Source organism: Actinacidiphila sp. bgisy167 (genome assembly GCF_057707665.1).
In genome coordinates this window covers 1-26,416 of sequence record NZ_JBYIQP010000091.1, presented here as the reverse complement: position 1 = coordinate 26,416, position 26,416 = coordinate 1, and the positions used below count along the sequence as shown (strand labels likewise).

Annotated in this window: 19 protein-coding genes and 3 pseudogenes; 17 read left to right on the top strand and 5 right to left on the bottom strand. The window is 71.0% G+C overall.

The window, feature by feature from the left end; all coding sequences use genetic code 11:
- Positions 1–109 precede the first annotated feature (109 nt).
- Positions 110–632 (top strand): annotated as a pseudogene (locus AC3ET4_RS26360) (NUDIX hydrolase).
- 90 nt (positions 633–722) lie between these two features.
- Positions 723–842, top strand: a pseudogene (locus tag AC3ET4_RS26355) (IS5-like element ISRhru5 family transposase); the annotation flags it as partial.
- Positions 843–921: 79 nt separating this feature from the next.
- Here the strand turns inward: AC3ET4_RS26355 and AC3ET4_RS26350 are convergent.
- Positions 922–1,368 (bottom strand): annotated as a pseudogene (locus AC3ET4_RS26350) (DEAD/DEAH box helicase); the annotation flags it as partial.
- A gap of 155 nt (positions 1,369–1,523) precedes the next feature.
- On the opposite strand from AC3ET4_RS26350, the gene AC3ET4_RS26345 reads away from it, so the two are divergent.
- Positions 1,524–2,765 carry a DUF4192 domain-containing protein gene (locus AC3ET4_RS26345; protein WP_431953616.1) on the top strand — a complete coding sequence of 414 codons (1,242 nt, stop codon included), beginning with the start codon at positions 1,524–1,526 and terminating at the stop codon, positions 2,763–2,765.
- Here AC3ET4_RS26345 and AC3ET4_RS26340 read toward each other — a convergent pair.
- Positions 2,677–3,987: an alpha/beta fold hydrolase gene (locus tag AC3ET4_RS26340; RefSeq protein ID WP_431953614.1), complete on the bottom strand. Its 1,311-nt coding sequence runs from the start codon at positions 3,985–3,987 to the stop codon at positions 2,677–2,679. The genes AC3ET4_RS26345 and AC3ET4_RS26340 overlap by 89 nt on opposite strands.
- Before the next feature lie 133 nt (positions 3,988–4,120).
- On the opposite strand from AC3ET4_RS26340, the gene AC3ET4_RS26335 reads away from it, so the two are divergent.
- From AC3ET4_RS26335 to AC3ET4_RS26310, 6 genes are all read left to right on the top strand, one after another.
- Positions 4,121–6,100, top strand: a complete 1,980-nt coding sequence (locus tag AC3ET4_RS26335) for an amylo-alpha-1,6-glucosidase (protein ID WP_431953612.1) — start codon at positions 4,121–4,123, stop codon at positions 6,098–6,100.
- Between the two features lie 93 nt (positions 6,101–6,193).
- Positions 6,194–6,910 (top strand): NUDIX hydrolase, encoded by a 717-nt coding sequence (locus AC3ET4_RS26330; RefSeq protein WP_431953610.1) that lies wholly within the window; start codon positions 6,194–6,196, stop codon positions 6,908–6,910.
- A gap of 32 nt (positions 6,911–6,942) precedes the next feature.
- Positions 6,943–8,568, top strand: coding sequence for an ATP-binding cassette domain-containing protein (locus AC3ET4_RS26325; RefSeq protein ID WP_431953608.1), 1,626 nt, complete (start codon positions 6,943–6,945; stop codon positions 8,566–8,568).
- A 92-nt stretch (positions 8,569–8,660) separates the two neighbouring features.
- Positions 8,661–9,569, top strand: a complete 909-nt coding sequence (locus AC3ET4_RS26320; protein WP_431953606.1) for a FadR/GntR family transcriptional regulator — start codon at positions 8,661–8,663, stop codon at positions 9,567–9,569.
- A gap of 325 nt (positions 9,570–9,894) precedes the next feature.
- Positions 9,895–11,460 (top strand): RNA polymerase sigma factor, encoded by a 1,566-nt coding sequence (locus AC3ET4_RS26315; RefSeq protein WP_431953605.1) that lies wholly within the window; start codon positions 9,895–9,897, stop codon positions 11,458–11,460.
- 105 nt (positions 11,461–11,565) lie between these two features.
- On the top strand, positions 11,566–12,426 hold the full coding sequence (locus AC3ET4_RS26310) for a serine protease (RefSeq protein ID WP_431953603.1): 861 nt from the start codon (positions 11,566–11,568) through the stop codon (positions 12,424–12,426).
- A 77-nt stretch (positions 12,427–12,503) separates the two neighbouring features.
- On the opposite strand, the gene AC3ET4_RS26305 is transcribed toward AC3ET4_RS26310, so the two are convergent.
- Positions 12,504–12,734, bottom strand: a complete 231-nt coding sequence (locus tag AC3ET4_RS26305) for a DUF7455 domain-containing protein (RefSeq protein ID WP_018561886.1) — start codon at positions 12,732–12,734, stop codon at positions 12,504–12,506.
- A gap of 425 nt (positions 12,735–13,159) precedes the next feature.
- Here AC3ET4_RS26305 and AC3ET4_RS26300 point away from each other — a divergent pair, with 425 nt between their 5' ends.
- The 3 genes from AC3ET4_RS26300 to AC3ET4_RS26290 all read left to right on the top strand — a co-directional run bounded on the left by AC3ET4_RS26300 (position 13,160) and on the right by AC3ET4_RS26290 (position 17,532).
- Complete coding sequence (locus tag AC3ET4_RS26300) at positions 13,160–15,286, top strand: DNA gyrase/topoisomerase IV subunit B (protein WP_431953601.1); 2,127 nt, start codon at positions 13,160–13,162, stop codon at positions 15,284–15,286.
- A 192-nt stretch (positions 15,287–15,478) separates the two neighbouring features.
- Positions 15,479–15,928 (top strand): DUF485 domain-containing protein, encoded by a 450-nt coding sequence (locus AC3ET4_RS26295; RefSeq protein ID WP_431953599.1) that lies wholly within the window; start codon positions 15,479–15,481, stop codon positions 15,926–15,928.
- A complete protein-coding gene (locus AC3ET4_RS26290) occupies positions 15,925–17,532 on the top strand; it encodes a solute symporter family protein (RefSeq protein WP_431953597.1) in 1,608 nt (535 codons plus the stop codon). The genes AC3ET4_RS26295 and AC3ET4_RS26290 overlap by 4 nt, the downstream gene beginning before the upstream one ends.
- A gap of 189 nt (positions 17,533–17,721) precedes the next feature.
- Here AC3ET4_RS26290 and AC3ET4_RS26285 read toward each other — a convergent pair whose 3' ends face one another.
- Both AC3ET4_RS26285 and AC3ET4_RS26280 read right to left on the bottom strand, forming a co-directional pair.
- A complete protein-coding gene (locus AC3ET4_RS26285; RefSeq protein WP_431953595.1) occupies positions 17,722–18,456 on the bottom strand; it encodes a hypothetical protein in 735 nt (244 codons plus the stop codon).
- 226 nt (positions 18,457–18,682) lie between these two features.
- A complete protein-coding gene (locus AC3ET4_RS26280; protein ID WP_431953593.1) occupies positions 18,683–19,588 on the bottom strand; it encodes a ferredoxin family protein in 906 nt (301 codons plus the stop codon).
- A 429-nt stretch (positions 19,589–20,017) separates the two neighbouring features.
- Here AC3ET4_RS26280 and AC3ET4_RS26275 point away from each other — a divergent pair, with 429 nt between their 5' ends.
- The 5 genes from AC3ET4_RS26275 (at position 20,018) to AC3ET4_RS26255 (ending at position 26,341) form a co-directional block, all read left to right on the top strand.
- Entirely contained in the window at positions 20,018–21,025 is a 1,008-nt protein-coding gene (locus AC3ET4_RS26275) for a LacI family DNA-binding transcriptional regulator (RefSeq protein WP_431953591.1), read from the top strand.
- A 248-nt stretch (positions 21,026–21,273) separates the two neighbouring features.
- Positions 21,274–22,686, top strand: a complete 1,413-nt coding sequence (locus tag AC3ET4_RS26270) for an ABC transporter substrate-binding protein (protein WP_431953589.1) — start codon at positions 21,274–21,276, stop codon at positions 22,684–22,686.
- Between the two features lie 37 nt (positions 22,687–22,723).
- Positions 22,724–23,698 (top strand): carbohydrate ABC transporter permease, encoded by a 975-nt coding sequence (locus AC3ET4_RS26265; protein WP_431953587.1) that lies wholly within the window; start codon positions 22,724–22,726, stop codon positions 23,696–23,698.
- Positions 23,699–23,712: 14 nt separating this feature from the next.
- Complete coding sequence (locus AC3ET4_RS26260) at positions 23,713–24,594, top strand: carbohydrate ABC transporter permease (RefSeq protein WP_431953585.1); 882 nt, start codon at positions 23,713–23,715, stop codon at positions 24,592–24,594.
- A gap of 97 nt (positions 24,595–24,691) precedes the next feature.
- Positions 24,692–26,341: a glycoside hydrolase family 13 protein gene (locus AC3ET4_RS26255; protein WP_431953583.1), complete on the top strand. Its 1,650-nt coding sequence runs from the start codon at positions 24,692–24,694 to the stop codon at positions 26,339–26,341.
- Positions 26,342–26,416 lie beyond the last annotated feature (75 nt).

Sequence of the window (26,416 nt, the reverse complement as noted above, 5' to 3'; positions counted from 1 at the left end):
CTCGATCTTGCATGAGGACCCGTCAGGTTGCTGACGGGCCCCCGGCGGCGCGAGCTAGGACGAGAGCCCGCTGGCTCCGTGGCGAGCAGCCCCTGGCATCGTGTGCCCCATGGGTGAACTGGTTGACCGTGTCGACGAGCAGGACCAGGTGCTGGGAGTTGTTGACCGGGCCGAAGCGATTCGTCAAGGCTGGCTGCATCGCATCGCCACGATCGTGTGCCGCGACGAAGACGGACGGATCCTTGTCCATCGCCGCCCGGAAGATTCGTCCCGCTTTCCCGGTCAGTACAACTGGATGCTCGGCGGTGCCGCTGATGTCGGCGAATCGTACGAGGAGGCGGCAGCCCGGGAGCTGTCCGAGGAGCTGGGCGTTCATGCCGCCCCGCGCTTCGTGCTCAAATTCCTGTGCTCGGGAGCTATCAGTCCCTACTGGCTCGGACTGCACGAGGTCGTCATCACCACACCCATCCGGCCGAGTGCCCAGGGAAGTCTCCTGGCATGACTGGCTCACCGAGCCAGAACTCGAATCCCTGGTACAGCGCAAGGAGTTCGTCCCTGACGCCCGCGAGGCATTCGATCGATACCGCAGCCTGAACCGGGCAGCCTTGCGCGCTGGCTGCCTGGTTTCGTGAGAGGAACCGCACTGTCCCGATCCTCTCGGACGAGGCCTGGGAGAAGATCGCTCCCTTGATCACGTACAGGCCGCGAGGGGTGACCCCAAGTTGGTGATGCTGGGGATCCTCTACAAGGTACGGACGGACACCCCGTGGCAGGAAATCCCCTCACTGTTCGGCCGGCGAGCCACTCTCCAGGCCTACTGGACCCGCTGGCGCGAGTCCGGCCTCTGGGAGCATGCGATGGACGTGCTGGCGACTACGCAGGGCACACGACTCCCTGATCCCGGTGCACCGAAGCTCCGGATCCGGTGTTTGATCCAGCCGTTGGCCATCCTGGAATCCGAAGGTCACCCCGATGACGTAGCCGCTCCGGGCTCACCAGCAGGACGTCGACTTCACCCGCGGCGACCTCGGACTGCACCGCGTCCCATCCCTCGGGATTGGCCGAGTTGATGGTGCGGGCGCGGATGCCGGCCTGGTCGGCGGCGTCGATCTGGTTCCGCATCAGTGCCAGCAGCGGGGAGACGATCACCGTGGGACCGCTGCCGCGCTCCCGGAGCAGCGCGGTGGCCACGAAGTACACGGCGGACTTGCCCCAGCCCGTGCGCTGCACCACCAGGGCCCGCCGGCCGTGTGCGACCAGCGCCTCGACGGCGCGCCACTGGTCCTCGCGCAGGCGTGCGGTGCCCGTCGGGTCCCCTACGAGCCGACTGAGGATCGTGTCGGCGGCGGTGCGCAGTACGGTGGTCATGCCCCCATGCAACCCGATGGCACGGACACCCGCGCCAACCGCGCGAAGGCGGCCTGTGGACAACCGGCCCCCGATGAGTGTGATGATATGCGCGAGTTGTCCACAGGTTTCGCGAGGGGCTGGCGGACATCCGGGGTCTGCGGGACCTTCGGATCATGACTCAGCACACCGATTCCCCTCGCCCCTCGGACGATCCGAAGGTCACCCTGCGCAGCCCCGGAGAACTGGCCGCCGCGCTTCCCTTCCTCTGCGGCTTCCACCCCGACGACAGCATTCTGATGATCGCCCTGCACGGCGAGCGCGGTCGCTTCGGCGGCCGGGCTCGGCTCGGCATCCCGCAGGATGCCGCCGAGTGGCCCGGCGCCGCGCAGCAGTTGGCGGAATGCCTCGTGAACGGCAGCGAGCAGCGTGGTGCACGGCCCGACGCGATCGTGCTCTTCCTCGTACAGGAACCCGCTCCCGGCGAGGAGCCCCACCAGGTCATGGAACGGCTGCGCCCACTGGCCCAGCGGCTGCGGGTCGCCTGCGGCAGGCTTGACGTCCCCGTCGTCGAGGCGCTGTGCGTCTCCTCCGGACGCTGGTGGTCCTACTGCTGCCCGGATCCCGAACGATTCCCGCTCGAAGGCATCGGGATCACACAGTCCGGCGATTCCGTGATGGCTGCTGCGGCCGCCTATGCGGGTCTGCGGATCGGCGGCTCCCTCAGGGAGATGGAGCAGCGCCTCACCCCGCCGCCGCCCGGCGCACCGGCGTCCGCCGCCCGCGCGGAGGCCCTGGACGCGGCGGCCGCCTCCCTCGTCCCGCGCATGCTGGAACGGGACGACTCCGACGAGGTGCGGCGCACCACCCTGCGCATGCTGCGCGAGGCGCTCGAGCGCTTCCGGGCCGCCACACCGGTGGGAGACGGTCCGGAGGCCGACGGTGACGACGACGCGCTGCTGGACGACGCCGAAGCCGCCTCGATGATCCTCGGGCTCCAGGACCGAGCCACCCGCGATGCGGCAGCCGAGTGGATGGACCCGCCGCACACCGACCCGGCGGTGCGTCTGTGGCGGGCGCTCGCCCGGCGCTGCGTCGAGCCGTACCACGAGCACGCCGCCGCGCCCCTGACTCTCGCGGGCTGGGTGGCCTGGTCCGCGGGGGACGAGGCGACCGCCCGCGTGGCCTTCGGCCGCGCTCTGCACCTCGCGCCCGACTACACCTTCGCGCGGCTGCTCCATGCCGCGGTCAACAACGGCCTCTCGCCGGAGCCGCTCCGCCGCTACCTGCGCCGGCAGAGCGTCGCACGTGCCCGCCGGGCGGCGCTGCTCACAACTCGCCGCGGACCAGCCGGATCAGCCGGTCGAGGACCCGGCCGCCACTCACCCGGAGCCCGTCGTGCTCGTACTCGTCGGTGACCCAGGTGCGCAGGTTGCGGACGGAGCGTGCGGTGGCGAGCGAGTCGGCGGTGTCCACGTACATGTCGTCGTGGTACACGGCCGCCGCCACCGGCACCTCGTTGCGTGCCAGCTGAGCCGGGTCGTACAGGTCAGGCCACTGCTCGTGCTGCGCCAGATGGTGCGCCGTCTCGCGCAGCGGTGCCAGCGCCGGGTCCGTCGCGAACATCCAGGGGTAGATCATCTCGCCGGTCAGCAGTACCGGCGCGTCGTCCGCCAGCGCCTTGTCGACGTCGAACTGCGGGAACTCGGCGCGGACCGACTCGGCTGCCCAGCCGGTGGCCCGGGGCGAGACCGAGCGCTGGCCGTAGATCGACTCGTGGAGCACGGCGTAGAGCGGATTGCCCGCGAAGGACAGATGACCCTGCACCTCGGCGAGGAAGGAGTCGGAGAGCTGCGGGCCGGATCCACCGGTCACGAAGGCGTCCTCGAGCAGATAGTGCAGCGTGTGCGAGCCGGTGCCCGTGCCGAGCAGCGTCCCGGTGGCCTGGAAGGCCTCAGCCGTCAGCAGACCGCCGTCCGCGAGTCGGACTTCGCGCTCGCGCAGGTGCCGCACGACCATGCGGACCGCCTCGACGTCCTCCGGGTAGCGCGCGTAGTGGGCCGCGATCTTCCGCTCCACGCGGGGATAGGCTGCCCTGTAGACGCCCTCGGCCGTGCTGCGCAGGCCGGCGAGCCCGCCGGTCACGAAGGCCTCGCGGACCCCCTCGGGGGCGAAGGAGAGGTAGGTAAGGGTGCAGAAGCCGCCGTAGCTCTGCCCGAGCAGGCTCCACCGGCCGTCCTCGCCGAGGAGCTCGCGGCGGATGAGTTCCGAGTCACGCACGATCGAGTCGGCCCGGAAATGCTCCAGATAACTGGCCTGCGCCGAGGCGTCTCCGCGCAGCGGCAGAGTCTGCCGGTTCGCCGGGGTGGAACGGCCGGTGCCGCGCTGGTCGAGCAGCAGCACCCGGTAGTCGTCCAGCGCGCGGGTGAGCCAGCCGTCGCGGCCCAGCGGCCGCGGCGACCGGCCGCCCGGTCCACCCTGGAGGAACAGCAGCCAGGGCAGCGGATCCGTTTCCCTCCCGGCGGCGACGACCTCCCGTGCGTACACCTCGATCCGCTCACCGCCCGGATCCGCGTGGTCGAGCGGTACACGGAAGGTGTGGTCGGTGATGACGGTTCCCGGCTGGCGGTAGACGGCCATGGCTCTCTTTCCGGTGATACGGACGGTTTCCCGATCAGGAACCGTAGACGGCGCGTGACCCGAGTGCCCACATGGCCGTTCTACGTGGGTAGTGGCGGCAGTGCCCGAGCGAGCGATCCGACGTGGAGGTGGCATGAGCCCGCAGCCGGTCAACCGGCCGCCCCGGCAGGACCGGGGGCCGCAACCGGTGCACGACGCCGTGATGTGCGTCGCGGCCCCCGCGCTCGCGGTCTCGCCGGAGCACGGGCAACTGGACGGAAGCGGCCTCGGCGGCTTCTACCAGGGCGGCCGGCGGGTACTGGCCCGCTGCGAACTGCGCATCGCCGGGGCGTCCCCGGTTCCCGTGCAGGGCGGGCTCGTGACGGCCGGACGAGCGCGGTTCACCTCGGTCGCGCGGGTTCCGGGCGACACGGCACCCGATCCGGCTCTCACCGTCGAAAGGCTCCGCACGGCCGGGGGCACCGAGCGCATCACCGTCCACAACACCGGATCGCGGCCCCTGCGCATCCCGTTCGAGGTGTCCCTGGCGACCGATCTCGCCGAACTGGCGGCCGTCTCCGCCGGATCTCCCGGTCCGGAGCTGCAGTCCAGCGTGTGCGACGCGGGGCTGCTGTGGTCGGCGGAGGGACTGCGTGCCCGGGTCACCGCCGAGCCGGCACCCGAGAGTGCCATGGCCTCCGCCGGGCTGCTGTGCTGGGATCTGGCGCTGCCGCCCGGGGCGTCCCGCACCATCGAACTGCGTGCGACCCTGGAGCCCGCTGTCGCCGGCGTGAGCGGCGGATCCGCCCCGGCGGTCCCCGTGCCCTGGTCGGTGCCGGAGATCCGTGGCGCGGACGGCCGGGCGCAGACGCTGCTGCGCACCGCCCTCGACGATCTGCGGGCCCTGCTGCTGCGCGACCCCGGGCACCCTCAGGAGGTCCATGTGGCGGCGGGCGCCCCGTGGCGGCTCGGTCCCGCCCCGGCCGACGCCCTGTGGGCGGCCCGCATGCTGCTGCCGCTGGGGACCCGACTGGCGGCCGGCACCCTGCGGGCGTTCGCCCGCCGCCAGGATCCCGAGACCGGCGGCCTGCCGGGCCCGTTGCGCCATTCAGGCCCGCATCTGCCTCCCACCTGCTCGGGGGTGGAGGCGGGGCTGCTCTTCGTCACCCTGCTCGCCGAAGCACGCCGGTGGGGACTGCCCGAGCGGGACACCGAACAACTGCTGCCGGCCGCCGAGAGCGGTCTGCGGTGGCTGCGGTCCGTCGTCGCCGAGGGCGGATACGTCCCCGATCCCGTGCCGGGCGGTCCCGTGCGCTGCGAGGTACAGGCCCATGCCCACCGGGCCATGCTGCACGGCGCGGATCTGCTCCAGGCTTGCGGACGCCCGGGTGCGCAGGAGTGGCGGGAGCGAGCCGAGGCGCTGCGTCGGAGGTTCCGGGAGGATTTCTGGCTGGACGACCCCGCGGGCGGGATTCCGGCCGCCGCGCTCACACCCGACGGCAGACCCGTGCCGCATCTGGGCTCCGCAACCGCCCACCTGCTCGACACGGGTCTGCTGGGCGGTTGCGAGACCGCCCCCGGTCTGCTGGACAAGGCGCAGACGGAACAACTGGCCGGCCTCCTCGTGGCTCCGGAGCTCGCCTCGGGATGGGGGCTGCGGACCCTGTCCGCCAAGGCCCCCGGCTACAACCCCTTCGGCCATCGCGGCGGAGCGGTACGAGTCCATGAGACGGCGGTCGCGGTCGGCGGACTGGCGTCGGCCGGCCACGACCGGGAGGCGGCGGCGCTGCTGCTGGGCGTTCTCGACGCGGCCGGTGAGTTCGGCCACCGGCTGCCCGAGATGTATGCGGGGGAGCAGCGGGACGAGTCCCGCCGTCCCGCCCCGCACCCGACGGCCGCACGGCCCGCCGCCGTGGCCGCCGCGGGGGCCGTCCACATGCTGACGGCTCTCGCCGGGATCCGCCCGGACGCTCCCGAACGCGCGGTGGCCCTGCGTCCGCTGGCCCCCTTCCCGTTGGGGGATCTCGGCCTCGCCGGGCTGAGGGTGGCCGAGGAGCCCTTCGCGATCCGGATCGACGCGTCCGGCACGGCCGTGATCGAGGAGGCGGCTTCCGGGCTCCGGATCGGTGACTGAGCCCGCCGGAGGGCAGTCGGCGCCGCTCCGCCGTCGTCGCGTCATCCCGTCAACCTGCTGTTTATCGTCAGGAAGACGACTATGATCACGGGCATGGCGCCCTACGACCCGTCAGCTTTCCCGCCCTTCGCCGTCACTGTCGATCTCGTCGTGCTCACTGTGCGCAGCCATGCCCTGTGTGCCCTCGCGGTCCGCCGCGGTGAACCGCCCTACCAGGGCCGGTGGGCGCTGCCCGGAGGCTTCGTACGCGGCGACGAGGACCTGGCCGGGGCGGCCGCCAGGGAATTGGAGGAGGAGACCGGACTGCAGGCGGGCAGCGGGGTCCACCTCGAGCAGCTCGCCACCTACGGCGACCCCAAGCGGGACCCGCGTATGCGCGTGGTGAGCGTCGCCCACCTCGTCCTCGCCCCCGACCTGCCCGCGCCCCGAGCCGGGGGCGACGCGCGCAGCGCCCGCTGGGCCCCCGTCGAGGAGTTGCTGCGCAACGGCGAGGAGGGCACCCTCGCCTTCGATCACGCGCGCATCCTGGCCGACGGCGTCGAGCGCGCCCGTTCCAAGCTCGAGTACTCGGCGCTGGCCACGGCCTTCTGCCCGCCCGAGTTCACCGTCGGCGAGCTGCGCCGGGTCTACGAGGCGGTGTGGGGCGTCGCCCTCGACCCGCGCAACTTCCACCGCAAGGTGACAGGGACGGTGGGCTTCCTCGTTCCCACCGGCGGCACGACGACCCGTCAGGGGGGACGTCCCGCACAGCTGTTCCGCGCGGGCGGCGCAACCCTTCTGAATCCACCCATGTTGCGGCCAGAGGTGTAAATTCCGGGCCATTTGCGCGTTATGGTGCAAGCGTGATCCAGGCCATCGGATTGACCAGTGCGTCCCGGCGCGGCGAGCCCCCTGCCGTCGACGACCTCACCTTCGACGCCCGCCCCGGTGAGATCACCGTCGTTCTGGGTGACAGCGGCGCGGGCAAGTCCACCGTCCTGCGGCTGATGCTCGAACTCGAACCGGGACGCGGTGTCACGCTGTTCGGCGGGCGCCCCCTGCACCGCCACCCCCGTCCTGCGGCCGCAGTGGGCGTCCTCCTCGGCGACGTCCCCGGCCACCCCTCCCGGACCGCACGCGGACACCTGCGCATGCTCGCCGCCGCGGCCGGCGCCCCGGCCGAACGCGCCGACCAGGTCCTGGAGGTGGTGGGCCTGCGCGCGACGGCCGGGCGCCGGCTGGCGACCTTCTCCCTCGGCATGGACCGCCGCCTTGGCATCGCCGCCGCCCTGCTCGGTGATCCCCCCGCGCTGCTGCTGGACGACCCCGCCCAAGGGCTTGCCCCGCACGACACCGCCTGGTTGTACGGCCTGCTCAAGGCGTACGCGGCGCGCGGCGGCGCCGTGGTGGTCACCTGCGCGGACCCCAAGGCGGCGGGCAGGCTCGGCGATCACGTCGTCACCCTGGACAAGGGCCGGCTCGTCGCCGACCAGTCCGCCCACGAGTTCGGCCGCCGCCGGCTGCGCCCGTACGTCGCCGTCCAGTCGCCCCAGGCCGAACGCCTGGGCCTGCTGCTGGCCGGCAACGGCACCGAGGTCACCCACGAGAGCGGAAGCCGCATCCGTGTGCACGGCCAGACCACTGCGCAGGTCGGCGAAGCCGCTTTTCGCAACGGCATCCTCCTGCACCGCCTCGCCGACGAGGTCGCCGACACCGGCGTTCCGGAGGTGCCCCGCTCCGACCGGCCCGCGGCGCCCCTCGCTGCCGCGCGCGCCGCCGTGCCGCCGCCCGGTCCCGCCCGGCCCGTCCGCTACGAGCTGCGGCGCCTCACGGGCGTCCGCGGCCCCTGGTGGATCGCGCTCGCCTCCGTCCTGCTCTCAGGCCTGGCCACCGCGGTACTGCTCCGCACCGGAGACCACGCCTCCTCCCTGCGCCTGCTGACCGGCTGGTCGCACACCATGCCCCTGCCGCCCACCGCGTTGGGCGGCGGACTCCTCGGCGCGCTCGCCTACGGGCAGGAGTTCCGCTACCCCGCGCTGGCACCCGCGCACGCGCCCGTACCCCGCCAACTCCGTCTGCTGCTGGCCAAGCTCGTGGTCAACGGGTTCGCGGCGGCGCTGATCGCCCTCCTGGGAACGGCCCTCGGCCTCGTGGCGATGCGCCTCGAACCCGGGCCGAGCGGGCCGTACTCGCCGTTCTCTCTCGCCACGGCCGCGGCGGCCTCGACGGCTCTGGCGATCGCCTGCTGCTGGGCCGGTGTGCTGGCGGCCGGGGTGTTCCGCACCACGGCGCTGGGCCTCGCCGGTGTCCTCGCGGTTCCGCTTCTGGTGGCCCCGGCGGTGCGGCGTGCGGCGTCCACCTCTGCGCTCGACATGGCACGCCTGGCGACCCAACCAGTCCGCTATTCCTTCGTTTTGTCACTACTCGCTCTCTTGTGTGCCTATGCGGCAACACTCTTGCGCCGGAGAAACCCCATTTCCTTCCGATAAGGCGTCAATTATCAGGTGATGAGTGCTCACCCTTTCGTGTGCTTTTCAGGAAAGCCCTCAAGGCGTCCCGCCCCATCGCCGACAAATGATGCGTGAGTACCCTTGCGCACACCATGATGACCGCGGCCCGTCCCGCCGACCCGAGTCTCGGGGGCGGGGACATCGACCGCTATCCGTACGCCGACGCCCCGGCCGGCCTCGACCGCCCCGCCGGCGCACCGACCTGGGACGGAGGCGACGCCGACCTGGGCCGGGTCGGCCGTCGCGCCGCCGGGAGCCGTGGCCGCGGGCTGCACGGCCAACTCGTCCAGCAACTCGGTCAAATGATCGTTTCCGGCGATCTCGGGGCCGACCGCCCGCTCGTCCCCGAGGAGATCGGTCAGCGTTTCGAGGTCTCCCGTACCGTTGTCCGCGAGTCGCTGCGGGTGCTGGAGGCCAAGGGGCTCGTCAGCGCCCGGCCCAACGTCGGCACCCGGGTGCGCCCGGTCAGCGACTGGAACCTGCTCGACCCCGACATCATCGAATGGCGGGCCTTCGGTCCGCAGCGCGACGACCAGCGTCGCGAGCTGTTCGAACTGCGCTGGACCATCGAGCCCCTGGCCGCCCGCCTCGCGGCGGGTCACGGCCGCGAGGACGTCCAGCAGAGGCTCATGGACATGACCGACATCATGGCCCACGCGGTGGGACAGGGTGACGGCCTCACCTTCTCCCGGGCGGACGCCGAGTTCCACGCTCTGCTGCTGCAGGTCGCGGGCAACCGGATGCTGGAGCACCTGTCCGGCATCGTCTCGGCCGCCCTGCAGGTCTCCGGAGGCCCCGTCACCGGCTGCGAGCGCCCCGGTGAACACTCGGTGGCCCTGCACGCGCGGGTTGTCGAGGCGCTGGCCGCCTCCGACGGTGCCGAGGCGGAGACCGCCATGCGCCAGCTGCTCGCCGTCCACCCGGATTCGGGTTCCGGCGGCCCGGCGGACCATGTCGTCCCCGCCCCCCGCGAGCACTGAGCGGCCCCGCGCGGCACGATACGGCACCGACTTCCGCCGCCGGTCCACACCCTCCGGGTCCGGCGGCGGAGCCGTCCGTCATATTCGGCTCACTTGCCGCGGACCACGCATGGTCGCGGCGTATGCGGGGAGTGTCCTGGTATCCAGTGATTGAAGCTGATCGGGGGTGTGACTCGGACCACGTACGGCTGGGCGTAACGCTCTCGGCGGCAGCGCGATGAGCTTAGAGGTGGCGGCCGTGCATGGAATATCCGCGACGAACATGACGCTGAGTTGCTGCGCGGTTCCCACCGTAGTCGTTTTCCATCGTTCCGAGAGGTTGTTCGTGTCGGCCAGCACATCCCGTACGCTCCCGCCGGAGATCGCCGAGTCCGAGTCTCTGATGGCGCTCATCGAGCGGGGTAAGGCTCAGGGTCAGATCGCCGGCGACGACGTGCGCCGAGCCTTCGAAGCGGACCAGATCCCGGCAACCCAGTGGAAGAACGTTCTGCGCAGCCTCAACCAGGTCCTCGACGAGGAGGGTGTGACGCTGATGGTGAGTGCCGCCGAGGCGCCCAAGCGCACCCGTAAGAGCGTCGCAGCCAAGAGCCCGGCGAAGCGGACCGCCACCAAGACCGTCGCCACCAAGGCCGCCCCGGTCAAGAAGACCGTCGCTGCCAAGGGCGCGTCTCCCGCCCCGCTCACGGCGGCGGAGTCCGTGGCGGACGTGGACGACGAGGCCGTGGCTCCCGCGAAGAAGGCCGTCGCCAAGAAGACTGCGGCGAAGAAGACCACCGCGACGGCCAAGAAGGCCGCCGCCAAGAAGACCACCGCCTCCAAGGCCAAGAAGGACGACGAACTCGTCGACGGCGACGACCTCCTCGAGGACGTCGCCCCCGGCAAGGACGAGGACGTCCCCACCGCCGAGGCCGAGGCGGAGAGCTTTGTGCTGTCCGACGAGGACGAGGACGACGCGCCCGCGCAGCAGGTCGCCGCAGCCGGTGCCACCGCGGACCCGGTGAAGGACTACCTCAAGCAGATCGGCAAGGTCCCGCTGCTCAACGCCGAGCAGGAGGTGGAGCTCGCCAAGCGCATCGAGGCCGGTCTGTTCGCCGAGGACAAGCTGGCCCAGCCCGACAAGCTCGCCCCCAAGCTCAAGCGCGAGCTGGAGATCATCGCCGAGGACGGCCGCTGGGCCAAGAACCACCTGCTGGAGGCCAACCTCCGCCTGGTGGTCTCGCTGGCCAAGCGCTACACCGGCCGCGGCATGCTCTTCCTGGATCTGATCCAGGAGGGCAACCTCGGTCTGATCCGTGCGGTCGAGAAGTTCGACTACACCAAGGGCTTCAAGTTCTCGACCTACGCGACCTGGTGGATCCGCCAGGCGATCACCCGCGCGATGGCCGACCAGGCCCGCACCATCCGCATTCCCGTGCACATGGTCGAGGTCATCAACAAGCTGGCCCGCGTCCAGCGCCAGATGCTCCAGGACCTGGGTCGCGAGCCCACCCCGGAGGAGCTGGCCAAGGAACTCGACATGACACCCGAGAAGGTCATCGAGGTCCAGAAGTACGGCCGCGAGCCCATCTCGCTGCACACTCCGCTCGGCGAGGACGGCGACAGCGAGTTCGGCGACCTCATCGAGGACTCCGAGGCGGTCGTGCCGGCCGACGCGGTCAGCTTCACCTTGCTCCAGGAGCAGCTGCACTCGGTCCTCGACACGCTCAGTGAGCGGGAGGCGGGCGTGGTCTCCATGCGCTTCGGCCTCACCGACGGGCAGCCGAAGACGCTGGACGAGATCGGCAAGGTGTACGGGGTGACCCGTGAGCGCATCCGGCAGATCGAGTCCAAGACCATGTCCAAGCTGCGTCACCCCTCGCGGTCCCAGGTGCTCCGCGACTACCTGGACTGATCCGCAAGGCGCCCGGCGGTCTTTCCGGACAGTTCTCCGGATGCGACCCCGGCCCCGCGAGGTCACTGTGGGTGCTCAGGGAATTCCGGACGGTGAGGAGAATGCATGCTTTCCTCGATCCGCACGCTGGTCGGCGGGCTCATAGCCGGGTCCGCGCTCGCGCTGTCGCTACCGGCTTCCGCCACCGCAGCGGCGGTGGAGTACGCCCCTGGCGCCCCGAGCGCCGACAACGGTGTCATAGGTGGCGTGCCGGTCACCACGGAGCAGTACCCATGGGCGGTGGTCCTGGCCAGCCGGTCCCGCTATGGCGCGAACCGCTCGGGGCAGTTCTGCGGCGGGGCGCTCGTCGGGCCGAACACCGTGGTCAGCGCCGCGCACTGCTTCAGCCCGACCGCGCTGGGCGGCGACTGGAAGCTGGTTCCCGACCTGCGTGTCGTCGCCGGGCGGACGGATCTCGCCGGCTCCGCCGGCACGGAGGTGGGGGTCCGCAGTGTCTGGGTCAACCCCGCGTACGACCCTCTGACGAACAGCGGCGACGTAGCGGTGATCACGACTGCTGAGCCGTTCCCCGTGGCGAGCGCGATACCCATGGCGGCTCCGGGAGACGTGAGCTCCTACGAGGCGGGAACGCCGGCACAGGTCTTCGGCTGGGGGGACACGGCTGGCCTGGGGACCTACTCGAACATCCTGATGGCCGCGAACGTGTCGGTGCTCGCGGATTCGGTCTGCGAGCAGGCCTATCCGGGCAGTGCCGAAGGCAAGTACCGGAAGAGCGACATGGTCTGCGCCGGCGACCTGGCCGGCGGCCACGATTCGTGTCAGGGGGACAGCGGCGGTCCGCTCGTGGCGGACGGGCGGCTGATAGGTCTGGTGTCCTGGGGCGCGGGATGCGCCCAGGCAGGACATCCCGGCGTGTATACCCGGGTCTCCGCGGTGGCCGGACTGGTCGGCACCCACGTGTCGTGAGGTGAGCCGGACAAGCCCACGGGCGGCCTCCCTCGCGGGAGGCCGCCCGTCTTGAGAGCTCGTCGCAGTGCTACGCGTCAGCGTTCGTCGTCGGCCGCGACGGTCGGGGCGGCGGTGAGCCGACCGGTCTCGTCCTGTATTTCCGCAGCGATCTTCTTCAATTCGGGCTCGAACTTACGCCCGTGGTGCGCGCAGAAGAGCAGCTCGCCGCCGCTGATGAGTACGACGCGCAGGTAGGCCTGGGCGCCGCAACGGTCGCAGCGGTCCGCCGCAGTCAGCGGGCTCGCGGGGGTCAGAACAGTAGTCACGTCGCCTCTTCTCTAGCTCGACGAGCTGTCGTACCAGGGTCAACATCCAACCAGGCCGAAACTGTTCCCGCTCGGGTCTTTTCCTTGGAAACCGTTGTCGTAGCGGCCGGATGCTGCCGATTGGCGGCGAATGATCCTCTGGCGTCTTATCTGTCGGCTTAGGGGTCGTTCTGGCGCATCTGGTCAGATTGTTCGGTTATGTCCCCCCGGCCCTGCGGCCGGTTGTTGAGGAGGACGTGCCCCGAGCCTAAATGGTTCATGCCTCGAGTGGAACGTGACATGTGTATCACTCGATCGAGCGATCGAACACGTCTTCGAAGAGGGGCTAGCATGGTGCCCATGCCGGGTCGCGGCGAAACGGCCGTGAGCGACCTCGGTACCCTCTCACCGATACGGCTGAAGAACTTCATCGAGGAGACGTTCGCGTGACCGCCGAAACATCCGTGCCGTCCACCGCGTTGCTGACCGGTGCAGATCGTGACGGCTCCAATTACACAGCGCGACATCTGCTCGTGCTCGAGGGTCTCGAAGCGGTCCGCAAGCGCCCGGGCATGTACATCGGCTCCACCGACAGCCGCGGCCTCATGCACTGCCTGTGGGAGATCATCGACAACTCGGTTGACGAGGCCCTCGGCGGCCACTGCGACCACATCGAGGTCATCCTCCACGACGACGGCTCCGTCGAGGTGCGGGACAACGGGCGCGGCATCCCCGTCGATGTCGAGCCCAAGACCGGCCTGTCCGGCGTCGAGGTCGTCATGACCAAGCTGCACGCCGGCGGCAAGTTCGGCGGCGGCTCCTACGCGGCCTCCGGCGGTCTGCACGGCGTCGGCGCCTCCGTCGTCAACGCGCTGTCGGCGCGACTGGACGTGGAGGTCGACCGCAGCGGCCACACCCACGCGATCAGCTTCCGCCGCGGGGTCCCGGGCGGCTTCGCCAAGAACGGCCCCGAGGCGCCCTTCGAACCGGGCAACGGGCTGGAGAAGGTCAAGAAGGTGCCGCGGGCCCGCACCGGCACCCGCGTCCGCTACTGGGCGGACCGCCAGATCTTCCTCAAGGACGCCAAGCTCTCCCTGGAGACCCTTCACCAGCGGGCCCGCCAGACCGCGTTCCTCGTCCCCGGGCTCACGATCGTCGTCCGCGACGAGCGTTCCGACAACGGAGCCGAGGAGGGCAAGTCGGTCGAGACCTTCCACTTCGACGGCGGCATCAGTGAGTTCGCCGAGTACCTCACCCCGGACAAGCCGATCTGCGATGTGCTGCGGCTGTCCGGCAGCGGCACCTTCAAGGAGACCGTCCCGGTCCTCGACGACCTCGGCCACATGACCCCCACCGAGGTCACCCGTGAGCTCGGCGTCGACGTCGCCCTGCGCTGGGGCACCGGCTACGAGACCACGCTGCGCTCGTTCGTGAACATCATCGCCACCCCCAAGGGCGGCACCCATGTGCGCGGTTTCGAGAACGCCGTCACCAGGACGTTCAACGAGGTGCTCCGCGCCACCAAGCTGCTGCGCGTCGCCGAGGACGACATCGTCAAGGACGACGCCCTGGAAGGCCTGACGGCGGTCGTCACGGTCCGGCTCGCCGAGCCGCAGTTCGAGGGCCAGACCAAGGAGGTGCTGGGGACCTCGGCGGCCAACCGCATCGTGGCCAATGTGGCGTCCCGTGAGCTCAAGGCATTCCTCACCTCCACCAAGCGGGACGACAAGCAGCAGGCCCGTGCCGTCCTGGAGAAGGCCGTCGCGGCGGCCCGCACCCGCATCGCGGCCAGGCAGCACAAGGAGGCCCAGCGCCGCAAGACCGCGCTGGAGTCCTCGTCGCTGCCGGCCAAGTTGGCCGACTGCCGCAGCGACGACGTCGACCGCAGCGAACTGTTCATCGTCGAGGGCGACTCGGCGCTGGGCACCGCCAAGCTCGCGCGCAACTCGGAGTTCCAGGCGCTGCTCCCCATCCGGGGCAAGATCCTCAACGTGCAGAAGTCCTCGGTCTCGGACATGCTGAAGAACGCCGAGTGCGGCGCCATCATCCAGGTCATAGGGGCCGGCTCGGGCCGCACCTTCGACATCGACCAGGCCCGCTACGGCAAGATCATCATGATGACGGACGCTGATGTCGACGGCAGCCACATCCGCTGTCTGCTGCTGACGCTCTTCCAGCGTTACATGCGGCCCATGGTGGAGGCAGGCCGGGTCTTCGCCGCCGTGCCGCCGTTGCACCGGATCGAGCTCACCAACCCGCGCAAGGGCCAGGACAAGTACGTCTACACCTACTCCGACCGGGAACTGCGCGAGACGCTGCTGGAGTTCGAGCGCCAGGGAATCCGCTACAAGGACTCCATCCAGCGCTACAAGGGTCTCGGCGAGATGGACGCCGACCAGCTGGCCGAGACGACGATGGACCCGCGTCACCGCACCCTGCGCCGGATCAACATCAGCGACCTGGAGGGCGCGGAGCTCGCCTTCGACCTGCTGATGGGCAATGAGGTCGCCCCGCGCCGCGAGTTCATCGCCAACTCCGCCGCCACGCTCGACCGTTCGAGGATCGACGCCTGACGCACGGGCACGCGCACCGGTGCCTCCGCGGTCAACTCACCCGTCCGTGGAGGGCGCCGGCGCCGCCCACCCCCGGGAGTGGGGGCACCGTCACCCGATGAGGTGAAGGTTTCGGCTTGGAGGCTCCCGCATCCTCCCGCGATGTCCATGCTTGGGCGCACGGCTGATCGGCCCGTGAAGCGAGGAGAGTTCGTGAAAGAGCACGACCGGGCGGAAACCGGAGGGCTGCGGGTGGACGACCCCTGGTACGACGTCCTGGCCGCGGGGAAGTGGGAGGGGCCGGAGCCGCCGCCCCTTCCCCTCCCGCCGCAGGCCCGCCCGGCCGACGACCACGCCGGGGTCTACCGGGAAGTGCAGGCCAGCGGCCCCTTCCAGGAGGTCCGCTCCCGGTACCGGCGGTTCGTCTTCCCGGCGGCTGCGGCCTTCCTCACCTGGTACCTGCTCTACGTCCTCCTGGCGACGGCCGCTCCGCGCCTGATGGCCCGCCCGCTGGCCGGCGAGCTCAACGTCGCCATGGTCCTCGGCCTCGCCCAGTTCGCCTCCACCTTTCTGCTGACCTGGGCCTACGCCCGGCACGCCCGACTGCACCGGGACCGGGCGGCCCTCGACCTGCGCTGGGACACCCAGGAGCGGATGCGGTGACCGGCAACCACCAGGGACTCGCGCTGGTCCTCTTCACCGTCTTCGTCTCCGTCACCCTGGCGATCACCGCCTGGGCGGGCAGGCGGCGCAGTTCGTCCGTGGAGTTCTTCGCCGGCGGACGGCTCTTCTCCCCGCTGGAGAACGGATTCGCCATCGCCGGCGACTACATGTCCGCCGCCTCCTTCCTCGGCATCTCCGGGCTCATCGCGCTCTTCGGCTACGACGGCATGCTCTACTCCGTCGGCTTCCTCGTCGCCTGGCTGCTCGTGCTGCTCCTCGTCGCCGAACTCGTCCGCAACTGCGGCCGGTACACCCTCGCCGACGTCCTCACCGCCCGTATGCGCCGGCGTCCGGTCCGGATCGCGGCGGGCATCTCCTCGGTGACCGTCTCCGTGCTCTACCTCGTGGCCCAGATGGTCGGCGCCGGAAGCCTGGTCTCCCTGCTGCTCGGCGGCCAGGGCACAGCCGCCCGCACCTGGACGGTCATCGGCGTCGGCGCACTCATGGTCGTCTACGTCGCCTTCGGCGGCATGCGGGCCACGACCTGGATCCAGATCGTCAAGACCGTGCTGCTCATGGGCGGCGCCGTCACCCTCACCGCACTGGTCCTTCTCCGCTTCCACGGCGACCTCGGAGCGCTGCTTCGCCGGGCCGCCCAGGGCAGCGGCCACGGCCGGGACTTCCTCGGGCCCGGCCTGCTGTACGGGCAGAGCTGGACCGACCGGCTGGACTTCATCAGCCTTGCCATCGCCCTCGTCCTGGGCACCGCCGGGCTGCCGCACATCCTGTCGCGCTTCTACACCGTGCCCACGGCGCGGTCGGCACGGAGGTCGGTGGTCTGGGCCATCGGGCTCATCGGCGGCTTCTACCTGATGACGATCGTGCTGGGCTGCGGCGCCGCGGCGCTGGTCGGCTCCCACACCCTGAGCGCCTCCAACGCCGCCGGGAACACGGCCGTGCCCTTGCTCGCCCTCGACCTGGGCGGGGGAGCGGGCTCTACCGGTGGCACGGTCCTGTTCGCCGTCGTCGGGGCGGTCGCCTTCGCCACCATCCTGGCCGTCGTCGCCGGGATCACCCTCGCCTCGTCCGCCTCCGTCGCGCACGACCTTTACGCGACGCTGCGCCGCCGAGGCGCCGAAGCGGACGGCAAGGCCCGGGAGAACCAGGACGTGAAGGTGGCCCGGGTGGCCGCGGTCTGCATCGGCGGCGTGGCCATCGGGCTCAGCCTGTTCGCGCAGGGCCAGAACGTGGCCTTCCTCGTCGGGCTCGCCTTCGCCGTGGCGGCATCCGCCAATCTGCCCGCGCTGCTGTTCACGCTGTTCTGGCGGAGGTTCACGACCCGGGGCACGGTGTGGGCGATCTACGGCGGCCTCGTCCCGGCTGTGGTACTGGTGGTGCTGTCCCCGGTGGTGTCCGGTAGCCCGCAGTCGCTCTTCCCGGGCGTGGACTTCCAGTACTTCCCGCTGGAGAACCCTGGCCTGGTCTCCATCCCGCTGGGCTTCGCCGCGGGCTGGCTGGGCACGGTCCTGTCGCGTGAGCCGGCCGACGAGGACAAGTTCGCCGAGGTGGAGGTACGTTCGCTCACCGGGGCCGGCGCGGTGTGACGGGGGCCCGGGAGAGCGGCTCCGCACGGACATCGCGGCACACCGCCGTACCCCGGGCCCCGCTCCGGGCGGAACGCCCGGGCCGCGAGATCACCGCCCGCGCTCAAACCGTTCGAGCCGTACCCGTCGGTCGCCGCACAATGAGGCGGGCCCCCGACGCCGCTGGTGCCCTTCGCCGCTGGATGCGGGTCACTTCCTGACGCGGAGCTCCGTGCGGATTCTTGTGGTGCTGTCGGCCCACTCCGTCAATGACGGGGACTTCGTGGCACCGCTGGCGTCCGCGTTCACATTCATCACGAAAGCGACCGTGCTGTCGTCGGCCCACGCGCAGTACGGGAGGCTGAGCGTGGCCAAGGTGCCGAGCGTCCCGCACTTCATGATGTCGCCGTCGAAGCCGGAGGGGTGGACTTCCCTGGGACCCTCGCTGCCGGGGGCGGCGTCCTTGGCGGTGAAGGAGGTGACCACCGTGTCGAGCACGGCTCTCGGGTCGCTGAGGTCTCCGTAGGCGCCCCAGACGAGCACCGACATGCTGCCGTTCCTGTAGTCGCCGAGCACGGCGGTCGCGCCGTCGAGTTCCGGGGGATTCCCGGCCGTGGCAGCACCCTGGTCGGCCGTGTGGCTGAACTTGGTGAACCGGCCGTCGAGCAGCGTGGCCGGCATGGACAACGTGTAGTCGCCGCTGCCGCCGGCTGTGAGGGTGAGGATGCCGGCGCCTATGACCGCCGCGGCGACCACGGCGCCGGCCACGGCGGCGATGACCTTGCCCTTCCGCTTGGGGGACAGGGGCGGGGGCGGGGCGTCCTCAGTTCCGGACTGCGGGCTGTGCGGGCCGTGCCGTTCCAGCGGCTGCCGAGAGGAGCCGGGCTCACCCTCGATATCCGGCTGCTGCGTGTCTGGCGACGGTGGCAACTGGCCGAAGGCCACGGATGGTTCCTCTCGTCGAACTGGTGTCTCGACGCACTCTCGCTGATCATCGGGGCCGCCCGCAACGGAGTTGCCGGCATGGGGCGATCCGGCGTACGCATGCCCGGCGGATCCCCGAGCTCTCGACCCCGTGACCTCCGCGCGCCCGCCCTGCCGCCGTGGACCCCCTGTTTCCGGGTCATCAGCCGGGAGGCGGGGGTGCCTATACGGCGAATGCGAGCAGGACCTACACCGCGGAGTTCGTCAGGACGGCCGGCTGGATGCCGCTGATCTCCATCCGCAGCGGTGCTCCCAAGGCCGCCCCGCAGCTCTCGGGCCGGGGCGGCTCCGCGGCTACCTGCGTCACCTCGACGTCCCACACCCGGCCGTCGAGGTGTCGCACGCGGGTCCCGCGCTCACTGTCAACGGTCAGAGCGTCAGCGCGCGTCTCGCCGGTCAGCCGCCGCACGGCCAGTTCGGCGGCCTGTCCCGGTCGCTCCCATGCGGAACGTCCTCTGCAGCCCTCCAGCACCATCAGGCCCTCGCGGGCAGCCGCGAGCACCCGCCGGGCCAGGCCCACGTCGACCCGACCGTAGGCATAGCCGTACGGCAGCACCAGCATGGTCGGCGAGAACCGGTGCCCGCCCAGGTGGGTCACCTCCCACACCTCACCGCTCCCGGAGGCGGCCAGTTCGGCGGCGAGCGGGCGGCCGCTCAGGGCACAGCAGCGGTCGCGCCTGCCGTTGGTGCAGACGAGGGCGAGCGGATCCCCCTCATAGGGTGTGCCGAAGCCGCGATGGTCGCCGAGGCCCAGCGCCTCGAAGTCCAGGCTCAACAACGCGCCCGGGTCCTCCACGACGGCCTCCCGCACCCAGGCGCCGCCCGGCACGGTGTGCGCCACGTAAGCCGTGCGCCGCAGCACGTCGTGCCGGTCCGCGTGCCGCCCGGGCCGTCGGATCAGCCCGACTCGTACTCCGGTTCCGGCCGCGGCCCGCTCCAGTGCCCTGCCCACCCGCGGATCCAGGTGGCTACCGGTCAGCGCCTTGGGACCCCACGGCCCCGGCTGCTCCAGCAGCAGCCAGGTCCGCGCGGTGGCCGCCGTCGCGGCGACGGGCTCAGCCAGTGAGCTGGACGCGGAGGTGCAGGTGCTCATGAAGGTAAGCCTAACCTTCTGCGTCGCGCCCGGCCCTTCACCCCCCTGTCAGCTCCCGAGCCGTGCGGCGAGCGGGCCGATCACGGCGGAGTACCGAAAGGGCTCTCCGGGGCGGTGGGGCCATGCGTCGAAGGCCGTCGAGTGGTGTGCGGGCAGTCAGAGGCGGGACATCGGGGACAGCGGCGCGAGGTGGCCGCCCCGGAGGGACGCGGAGGGGAACGGTCGCGCAGGGTTCGGGGCGGACCGCCTGGCTGCGCCGGGAGGGGCGAGGAGTGTGCCGAGTCGAGGGCCTGCCGGCGCGCCTGCCCGGTTGACGGCGGGCGGCACGCGGCCCTCGCGCCGTCCCTGCGGCCCGCCGCGTCGCCTGCGTCCCGGCAGCCTTGCGCATGAACGCAAACCACTTGCATGTCGTGTCGTATGCTTGCGCTCATGACGCGACGGCTTGCCGAGGTAGCGAAGAAGGTCGGGGTCAGTGAGGCCACCGTCAGCCGGGTGCTGAACGGGAAGCCGGGGGTGTCGGAGGGCACCCGGCAGGCGGTGCTCACGGCGCTCGACGTGCTGGGGTACGAGCGGCCGACCCAGTTGCGGGGGAACCGGGCGCGCCTGGTCGGGCTGGTGCTGCCGGAGCTGCAGAACCCGATCTTCCCGGCCTTCGCCGACATCGTGGGGGCGGCCCTCGCGCAGCAGGGCCTGACGCCTGTGCTGTGCACGCAGACGACGGGCGGGGTCTCGGAGGCGGACTATGTCTCGCTCCTGCTCCAGCAGCACGTCTCCGGTGTGGTCTTCGCCGGGGGCTTGTACGCGCAGGCGGACGCGCCGCACGACCACTACCGCCTGCTGGCGGAGCGGAACCTGCCGGTGGTGCTGATCAACGCCGCCATAGAGGACCTCGGCTTCCCGAGGGTGTCGTGCGACGACGCGGTCGCCGTGGAGCAGGCCTGGCGGCATCTGGCCTCGCTCGGCCACGAGCGGATCGGGCTGCTGCTCGGTCCCTCCGACCACATGCCCTCGCGGCGCAAGCTCGCCGCGGCGCGGGCCGCGGCCGCGGCGGCAGGCGGCTCGCTGCCGGACGAGCACGTCGGGCGGGCGATGTTCACACTGGAGGGCGGTCAGGCCGCGGCTGCCAAGCTCTGGGAGCGCGGGGTCACCGGGATCATCTGCGCCAACGACCCGATGGCCCTCGGGGCGGTGCGGGCGGCGCGGCGGCTGGGGCTGTCGGTGCCCGCGGATGTGTCGGTGATCGGTTACGACGACTCGGCGTTCATGACGTGCACCGACCCGCCGCTGACCACCGTGCGGCAGCCGATCGAGGCGATGGGCCGCACCGCCGTCGAACTGCTCGCGTTGAAGATCGCGGGCAAGCAGGTGGCCTCCGACGAACTGCTGTACGAGCCCGAACTGGTCGTCCGCGGGACGACGGGGCCCGTGCGCGGCTGAGCGGCCGCACGCCCCCGCGGACCGGGCGGTTCCGATAACACCGGAACCGCCCGGTCCGCGTTTGCGGCCTCGGCGTTCCCGTTTCGTCAACACCCGTTGCGACTTCGCTGCCCAGCTGCGCAAGCTGGTCGATGATTTGCGAAATCTGCGCGACATCTTGCGGACACCTGTGTGTGGTGCTTGAGTGTGCGACGCCCCCGCTGCGTGTGGTCGGGGGCTTCGACGCTTATGCCCGAAGGGGACCACCGATGAGAAGCTCCTGGTTCCGCCCCGCCCGCCGTGCCTCCGCGGCCACCCTCGTCTCCGCACTGGCCCTGGCCGTCCTGACCGCCTGCGGCACCAGCAGCAGCGCGGGCAACGACGACAACCCGCGCGGCGGCGCGTCCGACCCCACCGCCCCGCTGGACCCGAAGGCCAAGGTCACGCTGACCATCGACTGCATGCCGCCGGCCGCGAAGAAGGCGGAACTCAAGGAGTGGAAGGAGGACGTCGCCGCCTTCAACAAGAAGTACCCGAACGTGACGATCGACGGTAAGTCGACGCCCGGCCAATGCCTGGAGCCGGCCCGCTTCACGGCGGCGCTGAAGGCCAAGTCGCAGCCTGACGTGTTCTACACCTACTTCACCGACCTGGAGCAGGTGCTCGACAACGACGGCGCCGAGGACATCAGCGCGTACGTCACCGACAAGACCGTCCCCGCGCTGGCGGACATCGACCCCGACGTGCTCGGCGTCCTGAAGAAGGACGGCAAGCTCTACGGGCTGCCCACCAGCAACTACCGCATGGGCCTGCTCGTCAACCGCAAGCTCTTCACCCAGGCCGGGCTCGACCCCAACAAGCCCCCGGCCACCTGGGAGGAGGTCCGCACCGCGGCCAAGGCCATCGCGGCGCTCGGCAAGGGCATAGCCGGCTTCGGCGAGTACAGCGCGCAGAACACCGGCGGCTGGCACTACACCGCGACGACGTACGGCCTGGGCGGCGAGATCGTCTCCCCCGACGGCACCAAGGCGGCCTTCAACACCGACCTCGGCAAGCAGATCGTGCAGAACCTGCACGACATGCGCTGGACCGACGACAGCATGGGCAAGACCCAGCTGCTGAAGTGGGGCGACCTGCAGAAGCAGATGGCCGCGGACAAGCTCGGCATGTTCCTGGCCGCGCCCGACGACATCACGTACATGGTCCAGCAGCTCGGCGCCGACTACGCCAACTTCGGAATGGGCCCGATCCCCGGCGGCAAGGCCACCCTCTTCGGCGGCAACGACTACATGATCAAGAAGGGCAGCTCGCCCGACAAGATCAAGGCCGCCATCGCCTGGCTGAACTTCAAGACACTCACCCCTGGCGCGGGCCAGTTCGACTACGCGCGCAGCAAGGCGGACGGCCTCCCCGTCGGTCTGCCCCAGCCGGCCTTCTTCACCGGTGCCAGCAAGACCAAAGACGACCAGTTGAAGGCCGCCAGCGCCACCATGCCGGTCGAGAACTTCCGCGCCTTCATGGACAACCCGGTCCCCGGCAAGGCCGAGCCGCCGAAGGCCCAGGAGATCTACAAGGTCCTGGACAACGTGATGTCCGGCGTACTGACCAACAAGAACGCGGACGCCGCCAAGCTGCTGGCCACTGCCGAGACCCAGGTCAACCAGGTTCTCGCCAACCAGTAGCCCAGGCCCCCTCGGCACCCGGCACCCAGGAGCGACGATGTCGGCCCCCAGCGCCCCCACCCTGCCCGCCAGCACTCCCGCGAAGAGCCGGTCGCGCCGTACGGTGCGCCGCCCCGCCCCGGACGGCCGCCGTCCGGGGCGGGCCGGCCGCTCCCTGCGCCGCAACCTCACCGCGCACGGCTTCCTGATCGGCGCCGTGCTCTGCTTCGGGTTCTTCTCCTGGTACCCGATGGTCCGGGAGGTCCTGCTGGCCTTCCAGAAGACCGAGGACGGCAACATCACCTGGGCCGGCTGGTCGAACCTTGACTACGTCTTCCACGACCCGGCGTTCTGGCAGGCATGGCGCAACACCCTGCTGTACACCGGCCTGGCCCTGCTGCTCGGCTTCGCGGTGCCTTTCCTCGTCGCACTGCTGTTCAACGAACTGCGGCACGCGCGGGGCTACCTCAGGCTGCTGGTCTACCTGCCGGTGATGCTGCCGCCGGTGGCCTCGGTGCTGCTCTTCAAGAACCTCTACAACCCCGAGTACGGCCTGTTCAACCGCATCCTGGAGGTGCTGCACCTCCCCCAGCAGCAGTGGCTGCAGTCGACCAGCACCTCGATGCTGTCGGTGGTCGTCGCCGCCACGTGGATGAACATGGGCGGAGCCACCCTGATCTACCTGGCCGCCCTCCAGGGCATCCCCGGCGAGCTCTACGAGGCCGCCGAACTCGACGGCGCCGGGCTCCTGCGCAAGATCTGGCACGTGACGATCCCCCAGACCCGGCTGATCCTGTCGCTGATGCTGCTCATGCAGATCATCGCCACGATGCAGGTCTTCACCGAGCCCTTCCTGCTGACCGGCGGGGCCGGCCCGGAGGGCTCCACTCTCACCGTCGTCTACCTGATCTACCAGTACGCCTTCAACTTCAACAACTACGGCGGCGCCGCGGCGCTCGGCCTGGTCCTGCTCGTACTGCTGGCGGTCTTCTCCGCCGGCTACGTGCGGCTCAGCCGGGTCGCGGACGAGTAGGGCGGGAGCCACCGATGAGCAGCAGCACCCGAACGCTGATTTCACCGACCCAGCTGGCGAGCCGCCGCGGCAAGGCCCTCTACCGGGCCGTGCTCGCCCTGGTACTGGCCGCCTTCACGCTGGTCTTCCTCGGCCCGCTGTACTGGATGGCCGCAGGCGGCCTGAAGTCCACCGAGGAGTTCGCGCGGATCCCGCCCACCGCCTTCCCGCAGGCCCTCCACCCCGGGAACTACACGAGCGCCTGGGACGTGATGGACCTGTCCCACCTGCTCCTCAACACGCTCTGGTACGCCGTCGGGGCGCTCGCCTTCCAGCTGGTGTTCGACGTGGCGGCCGCCTACTCGCTGTCCAAGCTCCGCCCGGTGCTGGGCAACGTGATCCTCGGGATGATGCTCGCCACGCTGATGATCCCGGCCACGGTCCTGGTCGTACCGCAGTACCTGACCGTGCTGGACGTTCCGGTCTTCCAGCGCAACCTGCTCAACTCGCCCTGGGTGATCTGGCTGCCGTCGGTCACCAACGCCTTCAACATCTTCCTGCTGAAGCGGTTCTTCGACTCGGTCCCGCAGGAACTGCTGGACGCCTCCGCCATCGACGGAGCCTCCCCGCTGCGCACCCTGTGGTCGATCGTCCTGCCGATCTCCCGCCCGATCCTCGGAGTGGTCTCCATCTTCGCGGTCGTCGGGGTCTGGAAGGACTTCCTCTGGCCGATGCTCACCCTGCCCGACCCGACGAAGCAGACGCTCAATGTCGGCATCTACTCGCTCGCCAGCGGGGTGCCGGAGAACTGGCTGCTCGCAGCACTCGTGATGGCCTCGGTGCCCACCCTGCTGATCTTCCTGATCTTCCAGCGCAACATCATGAGCGGCCTCACCGCCGGAGGCCTCAAGGGCTGAGACCCTGCCCCGGCGGCCTCCGGCCGCACCTGTCCAGCACCACGCCGCCCGCCGCGGGCGGACGGCGCGGTCCCAGCTGCCCGAAAGGACCAGTGACGTGGCAGACACCCACCCGGCCGAGGCCACCGACGCGTGGTGGCGCGGCGCCGCCATCTACCAGGTGTACGCACGCAGCTTCGCCGACGGAGACGCGGACGGCACCGGCGACCTCGCCGGGGTGCGGTCCAGACTGCCGTATCTGGCCGCGCTGGGCGTGGACGCTCTCTGGTTCAACCCCTGGTATCCCTCGCCGATGGCCGACGGCGGCTACGACGTCGCCGACTACCGGGCCATCGACCCGGCCTTCGGGACCCTGGCCGAGGCCGAGAAGCTGATCGCCGAGGCGCGCGCCCTGGGCATCCGCACCATCATCGACATCGTCCCGAACCACGTCTCCGACCGGCACGTCTGGTTCCGGGCGGCCCTCGCGGCCGGGCCGGGCAGTGCCGAGCGGGGGCTGTTCCACTTCCGCTCCGGCCGCGGCGAGGACGGCGAACTGCCGCCCAACGGCTGGCGCTCCCAGTTCGGCGGCCCCGCCTGGACCCGCCTCCCGGACGGCGACTGGTACCTGCACCTGTTCGCCCCGGAGCAGCCCGACCTCAACTGGGCCCACCCCGCCGTACGGCAGGAGCACGAGGACGTGCTGCGCTTCTGGTTCGACCGCGGCGTGGCCGGGGTGCGCATCGACTCGGCCGCCATGGTCGCCAAGGACCCGGCGCTGCCCGACTTCGTGGAGGGCACCGACCCGCACCCCTACATCGACCGCGACGAGCTGCACGACATCTACCGCTCCTGGCGCGCCGTCGCCGACTCCTACGAGGGGGTGCTGATCGGCGAGGTGTGGCTAGCGGACACCGAGCGCTTCGCCCGCTACCTGCGTCCCGACGAGCTGCACACCGCCTTCAACTTCGACTTCCTCGCCTGCCCCTGGGAACCGGAGCGGCTGCGCGCCTCCATCGACGCGACCCTGGCCGCGCACGCCCCGGTCGGGGCGCCGGCGACCTGGGTGCTGGCCAACCACGACGTCACCCGTACCGTCACCCGCTACGGACGCCGCGACACCGGTTTCTCCTTCGCCGCCAAGGCCCACGGCATCCCGACGGACGTCGAGCTCGGCACCCGGCGCGCCCGCGCCGCCGCCCTGCTCACCCTGGCCCTGCCGGGCTCGGTCTACCTCTACCAGGGCGAGGAACTCGGGCTGCCCGAGGTCGAGGACATCCCGGCCGAACTGCTGCAGGACCCCATGTACTTTCGTTCCGGCGGCACCGACCCGGGCCGCGACGGCTGCCGGGTGCCGCTTCCCTGGTCGGGGGACACGCCTCCGTACGGTTTCGGGGGTGACCGGCCCTGGCTGCCGCAGCCGGCCGGCTGGGCGCGCTACACCGCTGAGGCGCAGGAGGCGGACCCCGGCTCCATGCTGAACCTGTACCGGACCGCGCTGGTGCTGCGCCGCGCCGAGCCGGGCCTCGGCGAGGGCCCGATGGAGTGGTGCGACGGTCCCGCTGGCGTGCTCGCCTTCCGCCGTGAGGGCGGCTTCGGCTGTGTGCTCAACCTGTCCGGGGAGCCCGTCCCGCTCCCCGTCCACCGACAGCTCCTGCTGGCCAGCGGGCCGCTCGCCGCGGACGGCCGGCTTCCCGAGGACGTCTGCGTGTGGCTGCGCCTGGACGACCCGGCCGGACCCGGCGGGAGGGCGGCGCACACGTCCTGAGACCGCGAACGCCGAGGGCGGGGGGGGGGGGGGGGGGGGGGTGGGAGGGGGGGGGGGGGGGGGGGGGGGGGGGGG

Excerpts from the sequence above, each read along its gene's own strand:
- AC3ET4_RS26340 (WP_431953614.1), bottom strand. The coding sequence starts at position 3,987 with ATGGCCGTCTACCGCCAGCCGGGAACCGTCATCACCGACCACACCTTC.
- AC3ET4_RS26345 (WP_431953616.1), top strand. The coding sequence starts at position 1,524 with ATGACTCAGCACACCGATTCCCCTCGCCCCTCGGACGATCCGAAGGTC.
- AC3ET4_RS26310 (WP_431953603.1), top strand. The coding sequence starts at position 11,566 with ATGCTTTCCTCGATCCGCACGCTGGTCGGCGGGCTCATAGCCGGGTCC.
- AC3ET4_RS26265 (WP_431953587.1), top strand. The coding sequence starts at position 22,724 with ATGTCGGCCCCCAGCGCCCCCACCCTGCCCGCCAGCACTCCCGCGAAG.
- AC3ET4_RS26335 (WP_431953612.1), top strand. The coding sequence starts at position 4,121 with ATGAGCCCGCAGCCGGTCAACCGGCCGCCCCGGCAGGACCGGGGGCCG.
- AC3ET4_RS26270 (WP_431953589.1), top strand. The coding sequence starts at position 21,274 with ATGAGAAGCTCCTGGTTCCGCCCCGCCCGCCGTGCCTCCGCGGCCACC.
- AC3ET4_RS26330 (WP_431953610.1), top strand. The coding sequence starts at position 6,194 with ATGGCGCCCTACGACCCGTCAGCTTTCCCGCCCTTCGCCGTCACTGTC.
- AC3ET4_RS26275 (WP_431953591.1), top strand. The coding sequence starts at position 20,018 with ATGACGCGACGGCTTGCCGAGGTAGCGAAGAAGGTCGGGGTCAGTGAG.
- AC3ET4_RS26280 (WP_431953593.1), bottom strand. The coding sequence starts at position 19,588 with ATGAGCACCTGCACCTCCGCGTCCAGCTCACTGGCTGAGCCCGTCGCC.
- AC3ET4_RS26260 (WP_431953585.1), top strand. The coding sequence starts at position 23,713 with ATGAGCAGCAGCACCCGAACGCTGATTTCACCGACCCAGCTGGCGAGC.